14 protein-coding genes and 1 other RNA gene are annotated in these 19,619 nt (G+C 42.9%); 3 read left to right on the top strand and 12 right to left on the bottom strand.

Features of this window, described 5'->3' with window-relative positions; translation table 11 throughout:
* Positions 1-183: 183 nt before the first annotated feature.
* The 10 genes from ACQKCP_RS03925 to ffs form a co-directional block, all read right to left on the bottom strand.
* Positions 184-1,788: an ABC transporter ATP-binding protein gene (locus ACQKCP_RS03925; protein ID WP_427611667.1), complete on the bottom strand. Its 1,605-nt coding sequence runs from the start codon at positions 1,786-1,788 to the stop codon at positions 184-186.
* Between the two features lie 76 nt (positions 1,789-1,864).
* The gene (locus tag ACQKCP_RS03930; protein ID WP_427611668.1) at positions 1,865-2,914 is read right to left on the bottom strand and encodes an ABC transporter permease; all 1,050 of its coding nucleotides are present in this window, start codon (positions 2,912-2,914) and stop codon (positions 1,865-1,867) included.
* 62 nt (positions 2,915-2,976) lie between these two features.
* Complete coding sequence (locus ACQKCP_RS03935; RefSeq protein ID WP_179798986.1) at positions 2,977-4,047, bottom strand: microcin C ABC transporter permease YejB; 1,071 nt, start codon at positions 4,045-4,047, stop codon at positions 2,977-2,979.
* 85 nt (positions 4,048-4,132) lie between these two features.
* On the bottom strand, positions 4,133-4,912 hold the full coding sequence (gene gloB, locus ACQKCP_RS03940) for a hydroxyacylglutathione hydrolase (protein ID WP_427611368.1): 780 nt from the start codon (positions 4,910-4,912) through the stop codon (positions 4,133-4,135).
* A 152-nt stretch (positions 4,913-5,064) separates the two neighbouring features.
* Positions 5,065-6,897 carry an extracellular solute-binding protein gene (locus ACQKCP_RS03945; RefSeq protein WP_427611669.1) on the bottom strand — a complete coding sequence of 611 codons (1,833 nt, stop codon included), beginning with the start codon at positions 6,895-6,897 and terminating at the stop codon, positions 5,065-5,067.
* Positions 6,898-7,203: 306 nt separating this feature from the next.
* Positions 7,204-8,331: a 3-phosphoserine/phosphohydroxythreonine transaminase gene (gene serC / locus ACQKCP_RS03950; protein ID WP_427611369.1), complete on the bottom strand. Its 1,128-nt coding sequence runs from the start codon at positions 8,329-8,331 to the stop codon at positions 7,204-7,206.
* A 92-nt stretch (positions 8,332-8,423) separates the two neighbouring features.
* Positions 8,424-9,347 (bottom strand): DNA polymerase III subunit psi, encoded by a 924-nt coding sequence (locus ACQKCP_RS03955; protein ID WP_427611370.1) that lies wholly within the window; start codon positions 9,345-9,347, stop codon positions 8,424-8,426.
* 114 nt (positions 9,348-9,461) lie between these two features.
* Positions 9,462-12,434, bottom strand: coding sequence for a M48 family metalloprotease (locus tag ACQKCP_RS03960; protein WP_427611371.1), 2,973 nt, complete (start codon positions 12,432-12,434; stop codon positions 9,462-9,464).
* Between the two features lie 13 nt (positions 12,435-12,447).
* Entirely contained in the window at positions 12,448-13,044 is a 597-nt protein-coding gene (locus ACQKCP_RS03965) for a LemA family protein (RefSeq protein ID WP_201548292.1), read from the bottom strand.
* Positions 13,045-13,312: 268 nt separating this feature from the next.
* Positions 13,313-13,409, bottom strand: an RNA gene (gene ffs / locus ACQKCP_RS03970) — signal recognition particle sRNA small type.
* A gap of 307 nt (positions 13,410-13,716) precedes the next feature.
* Between ffs and ACQKCP_RS03975 the strand changes: the two genes are divergently transcribed.
* Entirely contained in the window at positions 13,717-14,433 is a 717-nt protein-coding gene (locus ACQKCP_RS03975) for an SIMPL domain-containing protein (protein ID WP_427611372.1), read from the top strand.
* Positions 14,434-14,543: 110 nt separating this feature from the next.
* Here ACQKCP_RS03975 and ACQKCP_RS03980 read toward each other — a convergent pair whose 3' ends face one another.
* Complete coding sequence (locus ACQKCP_RS03980; protein ID WP_427611373.1) at positions 14,544-15,284, bottom strand: DUF4124 domain-containing protein; 741 nt, start codon at positions 15,282-15,284, stop codon at positions 14,544-14,546.
* Between the two features lie 202 nt (positions 15,285-15,486).
* On the bottom strand, positions 15,487-16,896 hold the full coding sequence (glnA, locus tag ACQKCP_RS03985; protein WP_057760355.1) for a type I glutamate--ammonia ligase: 1,410 nt from the start codon (positions 16,894-16,896) through the stop codon (positions 15,487-15,489).
* An 828-nt stretch (positions 16,897-17,724) separates the two neighbouring features.
* Here glnA and ACQKCP_RS03990 point away from each other — a divergent pair.
* On the top strand, positions 17,725-18,348 hold the full coding sequence (locus tag ACQKCP_RS03990) for an anthranilate synthase component II (RefSeq protein WP_427611374.1): 624 nt from the start codon (positions 17,725-17,727) through the stop codon (positions 18,346-18,348).
* A 98-nt stretch (positions 18,349-18,446) separates the two neighbouring features.
* Positions 18,447-19,568, top strand: coding sequence for an anthranilate phosphoribosyltransferase (trpD, locus tag ACQKCP_RS03995; RefSeq protein ID WP_427611375.1), 1,122 nt, complete (start codon positions 18,447-18,449; stop codon positions 19,566-19,568).
* Positions 19,569-19,619: the final 51 nt, after the last annotated feature.

The raw sequence follows: 19,619 nt of genomic DNA on the forward strand, positions 1-19,619 counted from the left end.
AATGTATAAAGATACGTATCACAGCATTATAAAATGGGCAGCTCTCTAAAATTATTGTACCACTGCTTTTTTCAATATGTCGCTATTATTATGAACTGCGATGTGTCAGTTTTATACCAAGCCGCTTATTTTAGTCGCTTAATTTGATTGATCAGTCTCAGTGGCTACAGCAAGTCGTTTAAACTAGTCAGTACTTGCCTTGAACAGCTTCTGAGTGTAGGTATGTTGTGGCTGATTAAAGAGATCTTCGGTACGTCCAGATTCTACGCAAGTGCCTTCTTTTAACACCATGATATGCTGACACAGTGCACGTACTACCTTGAGATCATGACTGATAAAGACATAGCTGATTTTTAGTCTTTCTTGGATTTCTCGCAGTAAGCTGACCACTGTTACCTGTGTGGTACTATCGAGCGCAGAGGTCGGCTCGTCTAATATAAGTAAGCTTGGTTTCATAATGAGCGCACGCGCCAGTGCCACGCGTTGACGCTGGCCACCTGACAGCTCATGAGGATAACGCTGCGCAAATGCTAAAGGCAAATGTACCGTAGCAAGACTATCTAGCACCGCTTGCTGACGGGCGACTTTATCCACGCCTTGTACTAACAATCCTTCTTCCACGATTTGCATGACCGTCATACGCGGATTAATACTGGCAAATGGATCTTGAAACACCATCTGTATCTGCGAGCGGAAGTTACGTAGCGCTTTTTTGGACAATGCTGAGATATCTTGATCATTGACCACTATCTGCCCATTCACACGTGCTTGGTTGCTCAGTAATTGGCTAAGCGCCAGCGCAATGGTGGTTTTGCCAGAGCCAGACTCACCGACGATACCCAATGCCTGACCTTTTTGCAGTGTCATATCGACATCTTTGACCGCATCGAACCAGCGCTTAGTACCACCAAACAGACCTTTTTCAATTGGGAACTGTACATTAAGACGCGTCACTTCTAATACGCTTGATTGTTTATCTGCGTTATCGTCTTCTATAGCTAATGCCTGCCCAAAGTCTTGCTTGATAAGTGTGCAAGTATAATCAGCTTTAGGCTGATCAAATACCGCTGACGTTTGACCCTGTTCAATCGTTTTACCTTGGCGCATAACGATGACCTCATCACTATAGCGCCTGACCAGATTGAGATCATGACTGATTAATATCATCGCCATATTGTGCTTGCGTTTGAGATCATCTAGTAGCGCCAAAATCTCATGTTGCAAAGTAACATCGAGCGCAGTCGTTGGCTCATCAGCAATTAAAATATCAGGCTGCTGAGCCAATGCCATGGCAATCATCACTCGCTGACGCTGACCACCCGATAACTCATGTGGGTAACGGTTCAACTTGTCAGCAGGATCTGCAATATTGACATCATTTAGCAAAGCGATACTGGTTTCTCGCCATTGCTTCTTAGCTACGCCAACTAGACGCAACGATTCAGCAATTTGTTTCGCGACCGTATGTAACGGGTTTAATGCGGTCATTGGCTCTTGAAACACCATACCGATACGCTGTCCACGAATAGACCGCAATGCAGCATTACGCGTCTTATCATTCGCTATGGACAAGGTCGACATGCCTGTTGTACTTGCAAGCTTCACCTCACCAGTAACGGTGAGGCTATCTGGTAACAGCCCTAGTAGCGCAAGACTGGCAATTGATTTACCAGAGCCTGACTCACCAACGATGGCCAAGGTTTGCCCTTGTCTTAACTCATAAGACAGTGTATCGACCAACTGAACTCCTGTAGCAGTCGTGATACCTAAACTATCTACGGTTAGCATAAGCTTATCTTGTGCACGATTAGGGCTTTCATTTGGCGCGTTGCTGTGCTCGGCAGCGATAATATTTTTAGTCATATTAAGAACGCCTCGGATCAAACGCATCACGCAGTGCTTCGCCAACGAAGATGAGCAATGACAAAATAAAGGTCAAACTAAAGAATCCTGACAAAGCAAGCCAAGGTGCATCAAGGTTGTTCTTTCCTTGTACCATTAGCTCACCAAGAGACGGCGAGCCAGGTGGCAATCCATATCCCAAGAAATCCAGCGCAGTCAAAGCGATAATATTGGCCGTTAGAATAAATGGCAACTGCGATAAGCTAGAAGCTAACGCATTGGGTAAGATATGTCTGAGCATGATTTGGCTGTCCGAAACACCTAAATTGCGTGCAGCTCGCACATAGTCAAAGTTGCGGGCTCGCAAAAACTCTGCCCGTACCAAACCGACCAAACCCATCCAACCGAACAACAGCATCATGGCGAACAGCATAATAATGCTAGGACTAAACAAACTGACCAAAATAATGATCATAAACAGCTGAGGCATACCGCCCCATACTTCCATAAATCGCTGCCCTGCCAGATCGACCCAGCCGCCATAATAGCCTTGTACCGCACCGACGATAATCCCAATCAAGGCGCCCGCGAGCGTCAGAGCCAGACCAAACAGTAACGACACTCGCATACCATAAAGTATTCGTGCCAGCACGTCGCGTCCCATATCATCAGTACCAAGCCAGTTCTGAGCATTGGGCGGCGCTGGGTAAGGCAGACCAAGCTCGACGTTGGGCGTCTGATCAGCAAACGGGATAGGCGGCATTATATAAAAACCTTGCTCATCAATCAGCGACTGCACTGCAGGGTCTTTATAATTGGTTTCGGTTTCAAACACACCGCCAAACGTCGTTTCAGGATAAGCTTTTAATACTGGAAAGTAATAATCGCCTTGATACTGCACTAACAATGGTTTGTCATTGGCAATGACGTTAGCTGCCATACAAATAACAAATATCACTGCGAAAACAAACAGCGATATCACCCCAAGTCTATTTTGGCGAAAGCGATTTAGACGCGCCTGCCATATAGGGTTTAAGCGAGGCTTTTTTGTGGTAGATAGCTGATCAGGCATTGGCGCTTTATCTGGTTCGCTATTAATAGGACTGCTCTTTGATGAAGGTTGATTATTTGACATTAGCGCCCCTCAAAATCAATACGAGGATCAATTAAGTGATAGCTCAAATCACTGATTAATTGCAGTAGCAGCCCCACTAAGGTAAAGATAAATAGCGTGCCAAATATCACTGGATAATCGCGTTGTTGAATGGCTTCAAAACCTAGCAAACCGAGGCCATCAAGTTTAAAGATAATTTCAATCAAAAAATTACCCGCAAAGAAGATACCAACAATAGCGGCTGGAATACCTGCGATAATAATCAACATCGCATTGCGAAAAACATGTCCGTATAGCACCTGACGCTCACCTAAGCCTTTAGCACGAGCGGTCAGTACATACTGCTTGCCCAATTCCTCTAAAAAGCTGAATTTGGTCAAATAGGTCAAACCTGCAAAACCGCCTACAGTACTTGCCAGTAACGGTAACGCCAAATGCCAAAAATAATCTTTTACTTTACCAAGCGCGCTTAGCTGATCAAAATTCTCGGACGTCAGTCCCTGTAACGGGAAAATATTCCAGTAGCTGCCACCCGCAAAGAAAACCAGTAAAATCACTGCAAAGACAAACACAGGTATCGCATGTCCGATCGCTAGCAGCATAGCAGTGGCTTTATCAATGCCTGAGCCATGATGCATCGCTTTATAGACGCCTAGCGGAATAGCGATCATATAGATGAGCAACGTACTCCACAGCCCAAGCGATATCGAGACTGGTAACTTCTCTACGATAAGATCGGTCACCGACTGCCCTTTAAAAAACGACTCACCAAAATCTAGCTGAGCGTAGTTCTTTAACATAAGCCAAAATCGCTCTGGAGCGGATTTATCAAAACCATATTGGGCATTGATTGCAGCGACCATCTCCTCAGAGAGGCCTCGCGTGCCTTGATAAGTACTGTCGTTGCCACCTGCACTGCCCGCGCCAATATTACCACCAAGCGCATTGTCTTTTGCACCCTGTTCGATGAGCGCCAACTGTTGCTCAACAGGCCCGCCTGGTGCCGCCTGTACGATCACAAAGTTGGCAAGCAATATCAAAAATAGTGTCGGCAATATCAGTAGTAGTCTTTTTAAGATATAACGACCCATAATGGCGACTTCCTAAGTAAAGAGAGATAGCAATGACGTTCAGCAGCGAATTGATTTTTGTTGAAGCAGTACACAAAAGCATTTTTTAAAAGTTGTTTTTTAGCTCACGTAACGCTGCAAATACCGTCAATGACTTCTCATCATCGATAGACATTTTGGATTTCACTCCTGCGATTACACTTGGCTCTTGTGTACGTAAAAACACATTTACCGCGCGCTCATGCTCTAGTGTCACTGGTAGCGTTGCCATGCCTTGCTCAGTTTGAGCCTCTGCTCGTGCTAATGCTTGCTGCATTGCTTCGTTGACAGGTTCAATAGACAGGCCAAAACGCAGATTACTCGCTGTATATTCATGCGCAGGATACAGTAGCGCCTCATGAGGCAAGCCGTTCAAACGCTTAAAGCTCTCATGCAATTGCTCAATCGTACCAGTAAAGACACGCCCGCAACCTGCACTAAACAACGTATCACCGCAGAAGCAGTGCTTTTGCCCATCGATATCTAAGATATAGGCCATATGGCTAGCGGTATGCCCTGACACATCCCAGACTTGCGCAGAGCAGCCCCATGCGCTTACCGTGCTACCGTCTTTGATAGTTTGATCTTCATCGACGCCATGCTCACTATGCGCAACCAGATGAGTCATCGGATACGATTCCTGTAACTCTGCGACGCCGCCGATATGATCATGATGATGGTGAGTCGTCCAAATCGAGGTTAGCTCAAGCTCATGCGTCTCTAGATAATCAATGACCGGCTGGGCTTGACCTGGATCAATGACAATCGCCTGCTTATTATTTTCATTAATCAATGTCCAGATATAGTTATCGCTAAATGCTTTGATTGGGTGAATACGGATACTCATGTTAAATCCTTACCGGTAGTTATTTTTGTTACGTGTTATTTTAAATTATTTAATCTAACTGTTATTTGATAACAGCAGCATATATTTGGCAAAAACAGCATATATGCTCAGCTGTCCGTTGTTATCGAGTCAAACTTTATAATAAACACTGTTTACTGTTTTAAATATTTATTGATACGCCCTTCTGCTTCTTTATCCACCCACCAGTAATCGATACCAACAGCATTGGTTGGTAGTTTTTCGGTATGGCGATACTGATCCCAGTAAGCGACATTGGTACCAGACTTGCCGTATAGCGGTACGACATAATGACCTGCGCGCAACAACCGATCTAGCACCTGCGTATACAGTACAATTTCGTCACGATTTTTGGCATTACCAAGGGCAGCAACGACCTGATCGACGGCTGCATTCTTGATACCAGCGCTATTATGATTGCCAGGCTCGTCGGCTGCAGCGCTACCCCAAAATGCGGCTTGCTCAGCACCAGGAGATAGACTTTGAGCAAATACATCCACGACCATGTCATAGTCAAAACGGCGCATACGCTCATAATATTGCGGCCCATCGACTTGGCGCAAGGTTGCATCAAATCCCAAGCGTTTTAGATTGCGAATGTAAGGCAATAATACACGGCCCATGGTCTCGCCTGTCATCAAAATCTCAATCTGAGCAAGCGATCCATCAGGTTGATATAATTTCATATCCTCATAATAAAACCCAGCCTCTAACAATAGCTTACGCGCTTCTAATAACCCTTGACGATTAAAGCCGTTCCCATCACTGGTGGGTAGCTGCCATTCTGCTAATGTTGCTTTACGTTGAGTCGGTTCGAGCTCAGACAATAACGGCGTCAATACCTGCATCTCTGCATCAGATGGCATACCCGTTGCGGCAAGCTCCGATCCATGGAAGAAGCTCTGCAAACGTTCATATTGCCCATGAAATAGGGTTTTATTCATCCATTCAAAATCGTAAGCAGCTGTCAATGCTTGGCGAACTTTGATATCTTGAAAGATTGGGCGACGCATATTCATCACCAATGCTTGCATCGGTACTGGATTTTGACTGGTTATCGTCTCTTTTTGGATAAGCCCTGCTTTCACTGCGGGGAAATTATACCCAGTTACCCAGTTAGATGCTTTATTTTCGGGGCGAAAACGGTATTGACCGGATTTAAAACCTTCAAAGGCAATTTCATCACTTTGATAATAAACAAACTTGATCATATCAAAGTTGTAGCGGCCACGATTGACCATCAAATCACGACCCCAATAATTGGGATCACGTATATAACTTACCGAACGCCCTGCATCGACGCGTCCCAATTTATAAGGACCGCTACCCATCAATGGTGACAGACTGATTTTCTCAAAATCGGTATCAATGGAAGATTTGGCAAAAATAGGAAACTGCCCAACGGTCAGTAAAATCTCTTTGTTTTCAGCAGATGCAAAGACAAACTTTACTTGTTGATCATTAATGATTTGGATGTCTTTGATATCACTTAGATAACTGCGAATATACATGGGGCCTTTGTTCAATATCGCCTCAAAAGTTGCTTTTACATCGCGACTGGTCACACCCGACCCATCCCAAAAACGAGCATTAGGATTGAGATGATAAATAATCCAGCTCGTATCATCTGGATCATATGTCACTTTACTTGCCAGCTGCGGATACATGGTAAAAGCTTCATTCAATGAGCCAGTCATTAAAGTATCATACAGATAGTCTGTGCCAATCATCGCGACACCCGTGGTCATCCATTTATTGGCGCTATTAAACGTACCGCGAGCATCTAGAGAAAGAGTGCCTCCTGATGGCGCTTTTGGATTGGCATAAGGTAAGTAAGGTGCATCGATGTACTCAGTAGGACTATTATGCCCAAGCGCAGTCGTCGTGATAGGTGCAGCGATACTGCTCGGTATCCAACTGACGGTGATGGTTAGCAATACAGCTTTTAACAGGGCGTTTTTTATTATCATGACGTTATAACAAACCTCTATGCTAACCAATATAAATATCAAAACGTAAAGCCTGACAGCAAAACAGCGTTATAGCAAAATTTTATCATAACAAACTTAGGTTTTTTAACCTAATGGTTTGCCATGGATATGACTTAATGGTGATAGCATTCAGCGATATCCACGACAAACCATTATTACTACGCGCTAATATGACCAAACTGTCTGTTTATACATATAAAAAGGCGCAACCATGACTAGTTGCGCCTTTTTCGATATGAGTTTATATATGAAGACTCTATACGCTAGCAGTTACTATTTCGCTTACGCGTGCTTTTTTTCAAAAGCAATCATAAAGTCAACCAACTGCTGTACCCACTCAAGTGGCACGGCATTGTAGATACTGGCTCGCATACCGCCCACATCACGATGACCTTTTAGATTTAACAAGCCAGCTTTTTCTGACTCTTCTAGGAATACTTTATCGAGGCTGCTGTCTGCTAAAGTAAACGGCACGTTCATGATAGAACGATACTTAGAATCTACTGGATTATTATAAAAACTGCTCTCATCGATTGTCTTATAAAGTAAATCGGCTTTCTGCTGATTGATTTTACCGATAGCAGCCACACCACCCTGCTCTTCTAGCCAATCAAACACTAGCCCAGCTAGGTACCAAGAATACGTCGCTGGCGTGTTAGACATAGACTCTTTATCAGCTTGATGCTCATAATTCAGCAGCATAGGACACCATTCGCTGGCCTGTCCCATCAAATCCTCACGAATAATGACAATAACCAGACCTGCAGGACCGATGTTTTTCTGCGCACCCGCGTAGATCATGCCAAATTTAGACACGTCTATCGGCTGTGACAAGATACAAGATGACATATCAGCAATGATTGGCGCATCTACTTGTGGTGGCTCAAATATCTGTAGGCCATGAATTGTTTCATTGGCACAGTAATGAAAATAAGCGGCGTCTTCACTGATATTCCAATCACTTTGCGCTGGTACGTCAGTAAAGTTACTTTCTTTGCCAGTTGCAACTAGGTTAATCTCTCCCAAACCCAATGCTTCATAGCGCTGGGCTTCCTTGATCGCTTTGCCTGACCATGCGCCTGTCGTCAAATAGTCACCGCGTCCACCATTTAACAGATTCAACGGTATCGCAGAAAACTGCAAACTTGCGCCACCTTGCAAAAACAGCACTTTATAGTTATCGGGTATTTCCATAAGCGTGCGTAGCTTAGCTTCCGCTTTGTCAGTAATGGCCATATACTCTTTACTACGATGGCTGACTTCCATGACCGACAGGCCGCGACCTTGCCAATCAAGCAGTTCGCTCTGCGCGCGTTCTAATACGGCTGTTGGCATGGTAGCAGGTCCAGCACAAAAATTTGGCAGGCGATGCGGTGTAGCAGTTGCTGTAGACGTTGGGGTTGTAGGCATAATCACAGTCCTAGGTATGATGAAATAAAAGGATGTTTTTTATTTCAGTTCGTTGATAAAGGCATTGGTATCGATGTTAGTTTTTATACAACTCAATGAGATATCTGCTCCCACAGCTGACGTTTAGCATCACTGTCTGCGAGCATTTCTTCTAATGTCGGCACAGTGGTCAGATTGGGATGTTGAAGGCCATCAGGCAGCGCGGTCAGTGCAGCAACTTGTATTTCTTCACTCCGGCCAATTCGAAAAATATATCCTGCAAGACTGGCATTGGCAAGCTCAGCAGTATCCATACCGTCGCAAATCGGAAATGACGTCGTCTCGCAAGTGATTGATAGCGCTTGAGTGATGTTTTGCCATAGTTTTTGACTGTCACTATTTAGCGCTTTGATATCAACCAATATTACCCAGTCACCATAGCGGCAACCTTGCAGATCAAATGGTGCTACTTTTTTTAAGCTATCATCATTTACGCTGTCATCACTAGCACTCTGCGGAAAATCACTCTGCGCGAATTGAGGTTGCTCAATATGTGCATTCGTAGAGGTTACAGCAGTTTGGTTCGATGTAGTACTTGGGATGTCATGATAGTTAGACCCAGTACTTGAACTAATAATATTTGAACTAACAGCACTTGAACTAACAGTATTCGAATCAACGGAATCAAAACTATAAGTAACAGGGCTTTGCTCGCTAGCCGTCTGTTCAGTGGTAGCTTGCAAATCAGAATCATACTCATCAGCAACATAGCCGTTAGCATTGTAATTATTGATATCATAACCATCAGTCGGTTGATCAACTGTGTCTACAATTCTAGCGCTCGCTACTTCATTATTGTTAGACTCAATATCAGTGGAATCAATATGTGATTGCTCAACCGAAGCTGTCGCAATGTCAGCCATATTGATGGTTTTTGACACAGGCTGCACCCACTGATTGATACCCATCATCGCTAGAATTTGGCGTTGCTGTACATGGCGCTGTAATACAATTAGCGGGTCTTGGGTATCACTCATTCGACTCTACTATCCTACTCATTTTGTTTATATCATTTATAGATTTTTTTATGGTTTTGGCAGCTTTTATTAAGCATTCGTCATACTATCAATTAAGTACTGAATAAATACCCATCAAAACAGCTGTCGAATGCCTAGCCAATGCTCTGACATTGCCAGCAAACAATCGTATTCATCTTGGCTGATTATCGTATCGTGTAACATCACCGTATGCAACGTACTTAGCCATTGGCGATACTCATTATGAGTCGGCTGGTTCAGCTCACTTTCATTATAATCTATTTGGCTACCGTCCTGTTGCTTCTCTCGATAATTATCAGCATTCTGAGCACCTATCACGCGCTTGATAAAGTGATTGGCAGAGACAGGAACCGCAGAAATAATCGCCAATAACTGAATGCTATTCAAGAGCTGTGCGGTCAATAATAGCCACTGTAAATTAACATCGCTTACTGTCATAAGATCAATATCAATCAAGCGCGCATGCCGTCTCAAATCTACAATATAATGCGCCACACTGTCGTTACCTTCACTCAATAACGATCGGTCATGCATTGAGATCATCTGACCTTTTGCATCTTTTGATAGTCGATAAGCTAATAAGACAACAACTGATACTTCTGATTTATTAAGACCTGTAAATACTTGACCCGAAGGATCTAGTTGCGCCCTTACGTCTTCCATACCAGTCTTCAGTATTTGCGGCCATAGATCCTGCGCGTCTGTATCTTGTAAAACTTTAGACAATATCGGTAGCAACTGCTGCAAATGTAGCGCTCGCCATAATGATAATATTGGCGATTTTTGATGTGCTAAAGCTAACGAATTATTCAGAGCCATAGCATTGGAGTTATCACTAGATATATTTTGATCTGACGAATCATAAGCTAAGCTTTTGGTTAAGTCAGATGTCAGCTGTTGGTTAAATAACTTAAATATGCCCTGCTGATAACGCAACAACATCGTACGGCATTTCTCTTGTTTTTTATAGTACTGATGACTGTCGTGACTATGATCGTCTTTACTTTTGAGTTTTATATTTTCGATACATAGTTCAGATAAATCCTGTTGACGCAATTGGGTTAAGGCGAGCTCAATCAAAGCGCTGTCTAAACGCCTGTCCAAACTGGCTACTACTGTCATCAGCTTAGTATCTATCCTATGCGGTAATATTTGCTCATGGGAAATCGAGTCAGTCACAACAGAGAAGCCATCATTCCAAATATCATTCAAACTGTAAATGGCAATCGTTGATAGTGGTTGATGCTGATGACAAAGCAAGACAGCTTCGACTAATGCTAGCGCACCTAGAGGATGATAACTATGGTTTAGTATGTACTGAGGTAGCGATACCTTTTGAATATCATTAAACCCAATTAGTGTGTTTTCTGGTAGGTCAGCGTCAGGTTTGGCCTGCCACGGTTTTAATAGCTGATGAACGCCAACGTCTTCGGCCTGTACTTGAAGCCGCCCATCAATTACTACATCATCTTCTACGGCAAACTCTAAACCGTCATCACCTTCTGATTCACTACTATCTTTATTACGATTGTCGCTTATAGACTCAGCAAAAACTTTTCTATCACTTATCTGTTTAGTGTCACCTGTATTAATTGTTGCAGCTGTTTGAGTCTCAAATACTGACGAATGCCGCGTATTTTTTTCTGGGAAATCTTCACTTAGGCTATTTTCTTTTGTTGCTCCCCAATCACCTAAGCGTCGTTGCCTATATATTTCTTTAACCTTTTGCTGATTTATTCGCTTTTCTTTGGCGACTTGTACTGCGAATTGATGATAAGCATCCGCATTAATAGCGCTCATACGCTCAGTCAAGCTTGGATGGGTGGCAAACCATGACACATCACCCAAGTCTGCCCCACTACTAGCAAAGAAAAAATGGCTGAGTCCATTGATATCGGCGATGCCAGACAAACGCGAGCCGAGCGAGTCTTGATGTATGGCTTTTAAGGTTTCGATAATCGCAGGCGTACGTGTCAATTGAACACTAGTGGCATCAGCAAGTAGCTCTCGCTCACGATTAAAACTGTGCTTAATCAACTGCGCGCTTGCCATACTGGAGAAGCTTAAACCATGTAGTAGCAATGTCCAGACACTACGCGGGGCTTGACGATCTATTATAGGTGGCGTTTGCACCCATTTAGACTGACGCTTGGCTGAAGACTGCTGTTGTTGTGATTGCTGCTGCCAGTAGGCGACCCATTCACTATGCGTGTTGAAATTGGCGGTTTGCGCTTCTGTATTGCGTGCAAGCGTATCAACCTGTCTTTGTGATAGAGACTTTTGGGAAATACTATCGCTATCAAAGTGACTATAATTAGAGAGACGATTAGAGATATGATTGGATATTGGGTCACTCCAGTCATACAGTATCTGCAAGCCTGCCAATACTACCATCAGCTGTAAGTTGAACGTAGCATCGCCGTGCAATATATGACCATATTCATGACCAATGAGTCCGTATAGCGCCTCATCAGACAGTTTATCTAGCGCACCTTGGGTAACGACGAGTACCATATCTGAGCTATGGCGACCAGCGACGAAACCATTGATACCCTGCTCGTCAGGTAGCACGTACAAAATAGGGGTTTGCAAACCTGCCGCAATGGCCAGTTGTTGAGCGATTTCATAGTAGCGACGATAAACGGGCGGAAAATCGCGCTCGTCACGTACTGCTATATGACGTGAACTATAGCGAACCTTTTCTTCAGCTTCGTGTTGATGAGCGACTCCTTGACTGTGCTCCCATGCTTCTTGGCTGTTATCAATGAATAGCCTAACCGCCCCTACTCGCTGAGCAATAGCGCGGCCACCTGCTCGCAGGCGTCGATACTCTAAAAAACTACCACCAACGAAACTGCCTAACGTCAAGACAATGACCAGAACCAATACCCAGTAGTATATACCGCCTGTAAATACTGTCAGCAGTATAGACATGACAGCCAGTCCCACTGCCATATGAGCAAGTACAATCAGGAAAAACAGTCCATAAAGTAATAGACTGCGCCGCGTACGTATCCGCTGTTCACCAAAAAAATCCATCAGATTAGGCTGCCTAGAGTTCGCCAAAATTGTCTAAACCTTAGCCCATGTTTACAATCGGTGCCTGAGCAATCGCTTCTCTATCTTCAAATACCAAAGGACTGAGTGGACGAAAGCCAAAAGTCGTACTAACGAGGTTATTCGGGAATACTTCGCGATCGTTATTATAAAACATCACGCTGTCATTATAATGCTGACGCGCAAATCCGATACGATTTTCCGTATTGGTTAGTTCGTCCATGAGCTCCTTAATCATACTATCGGCTTTGAGCTCTGGGTAGGCTTCGACGACAGCAGAGAACTGACTTAACGCTTTGGACAACATACCTTCTGCTTTTGCAAACAGTGCCATATGTTCTAGCGAGTCTGGCTGATGTTTATTAGAGTCTTGTAGATCTTGAGCATGATTACGCGCACTAATGACGCGAGTGAGTGTTTCTTCTTCATGACTCAAATAACGCTTGGCAGTTTCGACCAAGTTTGGAATCAGATCATGACGACGCTTCAATTGCACATCTATTTGAGCAAAGCCGTTCTTTGCTTGGTTACGTGCGCGTACCAATCTATTAAAAATGGATACCCCAAACACAACTACCAACACCACAAATGCAATGAATAGCCAAACAAACATCTTCATAATCAAACTCCAAGGTGTCTAGAATGTTAATAAAAAGTTAATACATTGTATTTTAACTCATATTAATCAATAAAACCTTAGAACTAGATCGGAACTACAAAGGAAATCGAACAGGGAATTCAATTGAAAACCACATAAGCAAATAGCTAACCATCAGACGAAATTTTGACCAAAAAAAAGCCCTTTACAATGAAGGGCTTAACATATCACAAATAGGTTTTTTGTACTTTATAAATATAATTATCAAATTTTAGTCAAAAAAAAGCGACTCCAAAAGCACATCCTCGGCACACACTATAACTATTACCGTTGCTACCTTCCGGTCCTGGCGGGATTCATAGAACAATGTTGCGAGGCTACCAATGGAGCCACCAGTCGCAAATTATACAAGAATTTTTTAATTTTACAACCCCTATCTTAAAACTGTTTGCTTTAGACCCTAAATAGTACTGTTAATTAATTCATTAGCTCATGTCAGCAATATATGAGCACAAACTATATCAGCAACTTAGGTCACAAAATTCTCACAGCAACTTATATGAATTTTGCTATTTTAGTGAATGAAGTTGTACCCATGTCGATTTCTAGAGAACAATAGGACAACTTTTCATGTATAAATGAGCGTTGATAATTGTCATTTATATATTATTAGAATCAACTTAGGAGATAATAATGAAAAATACTTTATTGAATAAAGCAGCACTAGCTTCTGGCACGGTTTGTCTTATGACAGCAATGATGGGTAGCGCCCATGCAGAGCCAACAGGCTATGATCAACTGACGTTTCAAACAGAAATAAAAGAAGAAATTCAGAACGACGAAGTACGCGCCAGCTTGTATAAGAAAGCACAAGCAACTGACTCTAAGACTTTAGCCACAATACTCAATACTTCAATCAACAATGCCATGAAAATCGCCAAGCGCTACCCTAGCGTGACCGTGAGTACAGGACAACAGCGCACCTATCCACGCTACGACAAAAACGATAAAATCATCGGTTGGACAGGTCAAGCAAACATAGACTTAAAAAGTACAGACTTTTCAGCGACTAGCCAGCTTATTGCTGATTTGCAAGAAACTTTAGTGATGGACAATCTTAACTTTGGTGTATCAGATACCAAAAAGGATGCTCTAGAACAAAAGCTAATGACCGAAGCCTCTCGTGCTTTTCAGCAGCAAGCTAAGAGCCTTACCCGCGCTTGGGATGCTCGTGGCTACCGCGTCGTCAATGTTAACCTAAACACAGGTAGCAACTATCCACGTCCGATGTATAGCGCTATGAGCATGAAATCAGGAATGGCAGACGAGTCAGTACCAAGTCAAAGCTTTGAGTCTGGTAATAGTACTATTTCTGTGACTGCTAACGGTACCATTGAGCTAACTAAATAAGACAGCTTATAGTTCAATAAAATAAGTGATTTACATTAAAAAAGGCAAGCGTCGTTAACGGTGCTTGCCTTTTTATTTTGCTAGCGATATCTATTCATTATATTCAATCATTATTGAGACTGAGCAACTTCCTGTTGACGCAGCTTTAGCATCAATTTTTGATACCAAGCTAACTTTTGGTAAGCCAATAGCTGCGCAGCCTTTCTTTTGTTGTCTTGCAATGTGGTTGTATTTTGAATCACGTATACAGTACGTGTGATTTGCTCAAGTGTTTGGCCAGTTTCGCTTTGTATAACAGCCTTGATTGTATGAGCGCCTGGCAAAACATCAACAGTAGCAATAGATGCGCTCAAACCTTGTGCAACCTGTTTATCATCAAAATAAATACGGACACTATCACCTGCCTGTAACGCAGGCTTAATCTGCACATTGACATCGATATTCTGTACGGGACGACGATAGGCTCTCTCTTCGCTAGGTTCAGTAATTACTAACTGATAGTTTACTGGCGTGGTAACCTTAGTATTTATCGCAGACGACTCAATAGTAGTCGTCTGCGACGCATTTGATGATTGGCGACTTGTACTAGAATTGGTTGTCGTATTCAGACTAGTTGACCTGCTCGTCTCATTACCCGTCGTAATAGCCGTTTGACTGACTTGTTTGCCAGCTTGCTGCTCATAATCCTGTGGGCGGTCAGTGAAGGTGACTTGACCGGTTTGCTCATCAACCACTTTATAAATAGGTGCAGCATTCGTGAGAGATGTACAAAGACTAGCGAGAGCAACCGTAGTCCATAACCCAACTCTAATCCTACTCTTCAAGAAACTCGGTTTTGCTAATAAAGCCATAATCTATCAACCTAGGTAGTGTCTACTATTAATATGCTTTTATAGAACTATTATGCGTGAGTTTTGACCTGAAATCAGCAGCAATTTCAAAGAAAATTCAGCAATTGGACTGATACACTTTATTAATACGCATAAAAAAACCAGCTAAGAATAACTTAGCTGGTTTTTTTGACTCAAAATAACTGAGTGCTTTAGCGACTAATTAGCAGCTGTAGTACATGTCAAATTCAACAGGGTGTACAGTTACGTTCAGACGTTGTACTTCTTCTTCTTTCAAAGCGATAAACGCTTCTAGCATGTCTTCAGTGAACACATCACCTTTTAATAAGAAGTCATGATCGTCACGCAGTGCTTGTAGTGCAACGTCTAAGCTCTCTGCAACCGTTGGGATTTGTGCTTCTTCTTCTGGTGGCAAGTCATACAAGTTTTTGTCAGCAGCTTCACCTGGATGCATTTTGTTTTGGATACCGTCAAGGCCAGCCATCAATAGTGCAGCAAACGCTAGGTATGGGTTAGCCGTTGGATCAGGGAAACGTGCTTCTACACGTACCGCTTTCGGGCTGCTCACGTGTGGAATACGGATAGATGCTGAACGGTTAGACGCTGAGTAAGCAAGCTTGATAGGCGCTTCATAATGAGGAACTAGGCGCTTATAGCTGTTCGTTGATGGGTTAGTAATCGCATTCAACGCACGAGCATGCTTGATGATACCGCCAATGAAGTACAATGCTGTTTCAGACAGACCAGCATACTCATCACCAGAGAATGTGTTTACGCCGTCCTTTGAGATTGACATATGTACGTGCATACCTGAACCGTTATCACCAACGATTGGCTTAGGCATAAAGGTCGCTGTTTTGCCAAACTGATGCGCAACGTTATGAACAACATATTTCAATTGCTGAACTTCATCCGCTTTACGTACCATTGTGTTGAATGCAACACCGATTTCAGACTGGCAAGAAGCAACTTCATGGTGATGAACTTCAACCGAACCTTCACCAACGATTTCTTCGATACGTTCACACATAACAGCACGCATATCATGTGAGCTATCGATTGGTGGTACTGGGAAATATCCGCCTTTCACACGTGGGCGATGCGCCATGTTGCCCCACTCGTAAGTCTCGTTAGTCGACCATGCTGCTTCTTCAGCCGTGATTTTATGACTAACGCCAGACATATCAACTGACCATTTAACATCGTCAAATACAAAGAACTCAGGCTCAGGACCGAAGTAAGCAGTATCACCGATACCAGTAGACTTTAAATACTCTTCAGCGCGACGTGCGATAGAACGTGGGTCACGGTCATAACCTTGTAGCGTTGATGGCTCGATGATATCGCAAGTCACTACCACAGTCACCGCGTCAAAGAACGGGTCAACAAAAGCAGTTTCTGGATCAGGACGCAAGATCATATCTGACGCTTCGATACCTTTCCAACCAGCGATTGATGAGCCATCAAACATTTTGCCATCTTCCATGACATCTTCATCAACGGTATGCGCTGGGAAGCTGATGTGCTGCTCTTTGCCGCGTGTATCAGTAAAGCGAAAATCAACCCATTTAGCATTAGAGGATTGGATAAGATCTAATAGTTTATTCGACATGAATAGTCTCCGTTGTGTTGATCACGTAATTGCGATTTAAAATTATTAATATGATGTTCTTGTCCAAGAATGTCAGATGTGCTCTCAATACTAAAATAGCGCATTCGATATTATGCTTATTATCAGCACTATTTTGCGTATTAGTCAAGATGCTCATCTAAAGCGTTTACTCAATCAGACCAATATTTATGCACATGGTCTAACATACGCCAATTCAATCCTAACGACATTCTAGCAATATACAACTCATAATGCTGAACTCTTCAGGCTCTTGTTAATAATTATTTTTAGACCATTTTTTGGGCTTTAAAAATAATCATAACAGCAATAGTGCAAAGGCTATGCCAATGTATTGACACTCCAACTCCAGATATAGTTGTAGGCAGATGCAATTATCAATATTTACAGTGATTTATACGATTAATATCGTTATATATTAATTAATTCCCATCAAATTAATTTTTAGAATAGCACTTAATTAGAGCACCAGTTGAGAACTAAAAGCACTAAATTGGTGCAAATAAAAATATATTTATTATTTAAATGCTATTTAATAGTGCGATGCTAATAGTTGAATTCATAACCTTATCCCTGAGCAAACTATCCTCGTTATCAACACAATAATAAAAAATGTGTTTTTACTTGGTGGTTACTTAGATAGCCTATACCCTACATTTGATAGAAAACAAAATAGTGGTAAGATAACCGCGCACAATAACACCCTCTGTTATAGTCATAGCTACTTGTGTCCGGCAATCAAGTAACTCTATAACAGTGAAAACAAATTTTATGTTAAAAATATAATAAAACTGATAAGTTGAAGCCTTAATGATTTTGATGATCGATAATTACGATAGCTTTACGTACAATATCGTACAGTACTTCGGTGAGCTAAAGCAGGACATTACTGTCTGGCGTAATGATCAGGTCAGCATTGAGCAGATTAAAACCCTCGCACCTGATGTCATTGTGATTGGCCCAGGTCCGTGCGACCCTGACCGTGCGGGTATTTCGCTGCAAGCCATTGAGACATTTAAAGGGATTATTCCCATACTGGGTATTTGTTTGGGTCATCAAGCGATCGGTCAAGCCTTTGGCGGTCAAGTGGTCAAAGCTGGCGAAGTCATGCATGGCCGCTTATCCGCTATCTATCACAACGAGCAAGGTGTGTTTGCTGGACTACCTAATCCGTCACAGGTTACGCGCTATCATTCGCTCGTCATTGACAAGACAAGCCTACCAGACTGCCTTGAACTTACCGCATGGACACAAAATGCCGATGGTAGTATTGAGGAAATCATGGGCATTCGCCATAAGGAGATGGCTGTAGAAGGTGTTCAGTTCCATCCTGAGTCGATATTGAGCGAAGCAGGTTATCAATTGCTCAATAACTTTTTACAGACTCATGGTTTGGCTACTCTGACATCCGATGAGCTACCGCAAGTTGGCTAGATTTGACTAAAATCACGTCGGTAAAAAATGCTGCTTTCATAAGCCTATGCTAAATTTCACACAGATTCATATAAAAAATAATAGTAAGTGAGACCATAATGAGTACGACAAAAATAGAAGAAACGCACACACCAGAAAGTATTACAAAATTGTCTGATGAACAAACGCATCAACTGTTAACCACAGCTTTGGGTAGAATATTTCAACACATCGATTTAACCTTTGATGAGATGTATCAAGTGATGCTCATCATCATGCAAGGTAGATGTAGCGACGCCATGATGGGCGCTATCTTGACAGGGCTGCGCATGAAGGGCGAATCCATCGACGAGATTACTGCATCAGCCAGCGCCATGCGTGCACTAGCCGCCAATATTGAACCAAAGAACTGTGATTACTTGGTAGATATCGTTGGTACTGGCGGTGATGGTGCTAACTTGTTCAATGTCTCGACTGCATCAGCATTGGTTGTTGCGGCAGCTGGTGCACAAGTTGCTAAGCACGGCAATCGCGGCGTCTCGACCAAATCGGGTAGCTCAGACTTACTTGAGCAAGCAGGTATCAGTCTTGCGCTCACTCCAGAGCAAGCAAAAGACTGTATCGAAAACCAAGGTATTGGGTTTTTATTTGCGCCCAATCATCACAGCGCCATGCGTTATGCCAACCCTGTACGCCGTGAGCTAAAGGCACGTACAATCTTTAATATTTTGGGCCCATTGACCAACCCTGCTGGCACGCCAAACTTAGTCATCGGTGTATTTACTGCGCAGCTATGTGAGCCGATTGCCAAAGTGATGAAAAACTTAGGCGCACGTCATGTCATGGTAGTAGGCGCAAAAGATGGTCTTGATGAAATCAGTCTTGCCACTTCGACCACAGTCGCTGAGCTAAAAGATGGCGAGATATCTGTTTATGACATGATGCCAGAAGATGCGGGTATCGAATCTCAAACTCTTATTGGCCTCGATGTCGACTCTCCAGCACAAAGTTTAGAGCTGATTCGTGCTGCGTTATCTGGGGCCGACACTCATGACCGTGCCGTACTTAAAGCACGTGATATGATTGCGCTAAATGCAGGTGCCGCGATATACACCGCAGGACTTGCCAGCAACTACCCTAACGGTGTTAGCCGAGCACAAAAAATTATTCAAAATGGCGATGCTTTACTAAAACTTGAGTCTTTAGCCAACTATACCCAAAAGCTAGTCGCTCAAGGTTAATCTATACGCATTTATATACTGTCTATAGTCAAAGAAATCTAAAACGGATAT

It is taken from the genome of Psychrobacter sp. NPDC078631, assembly GCF_050268165.1.
Lineage (GTDB): Bacteria > Pseudomonadota > Gammaproteobacteria > Pseudomonadales > Moraxellaceae > Psychrobacter.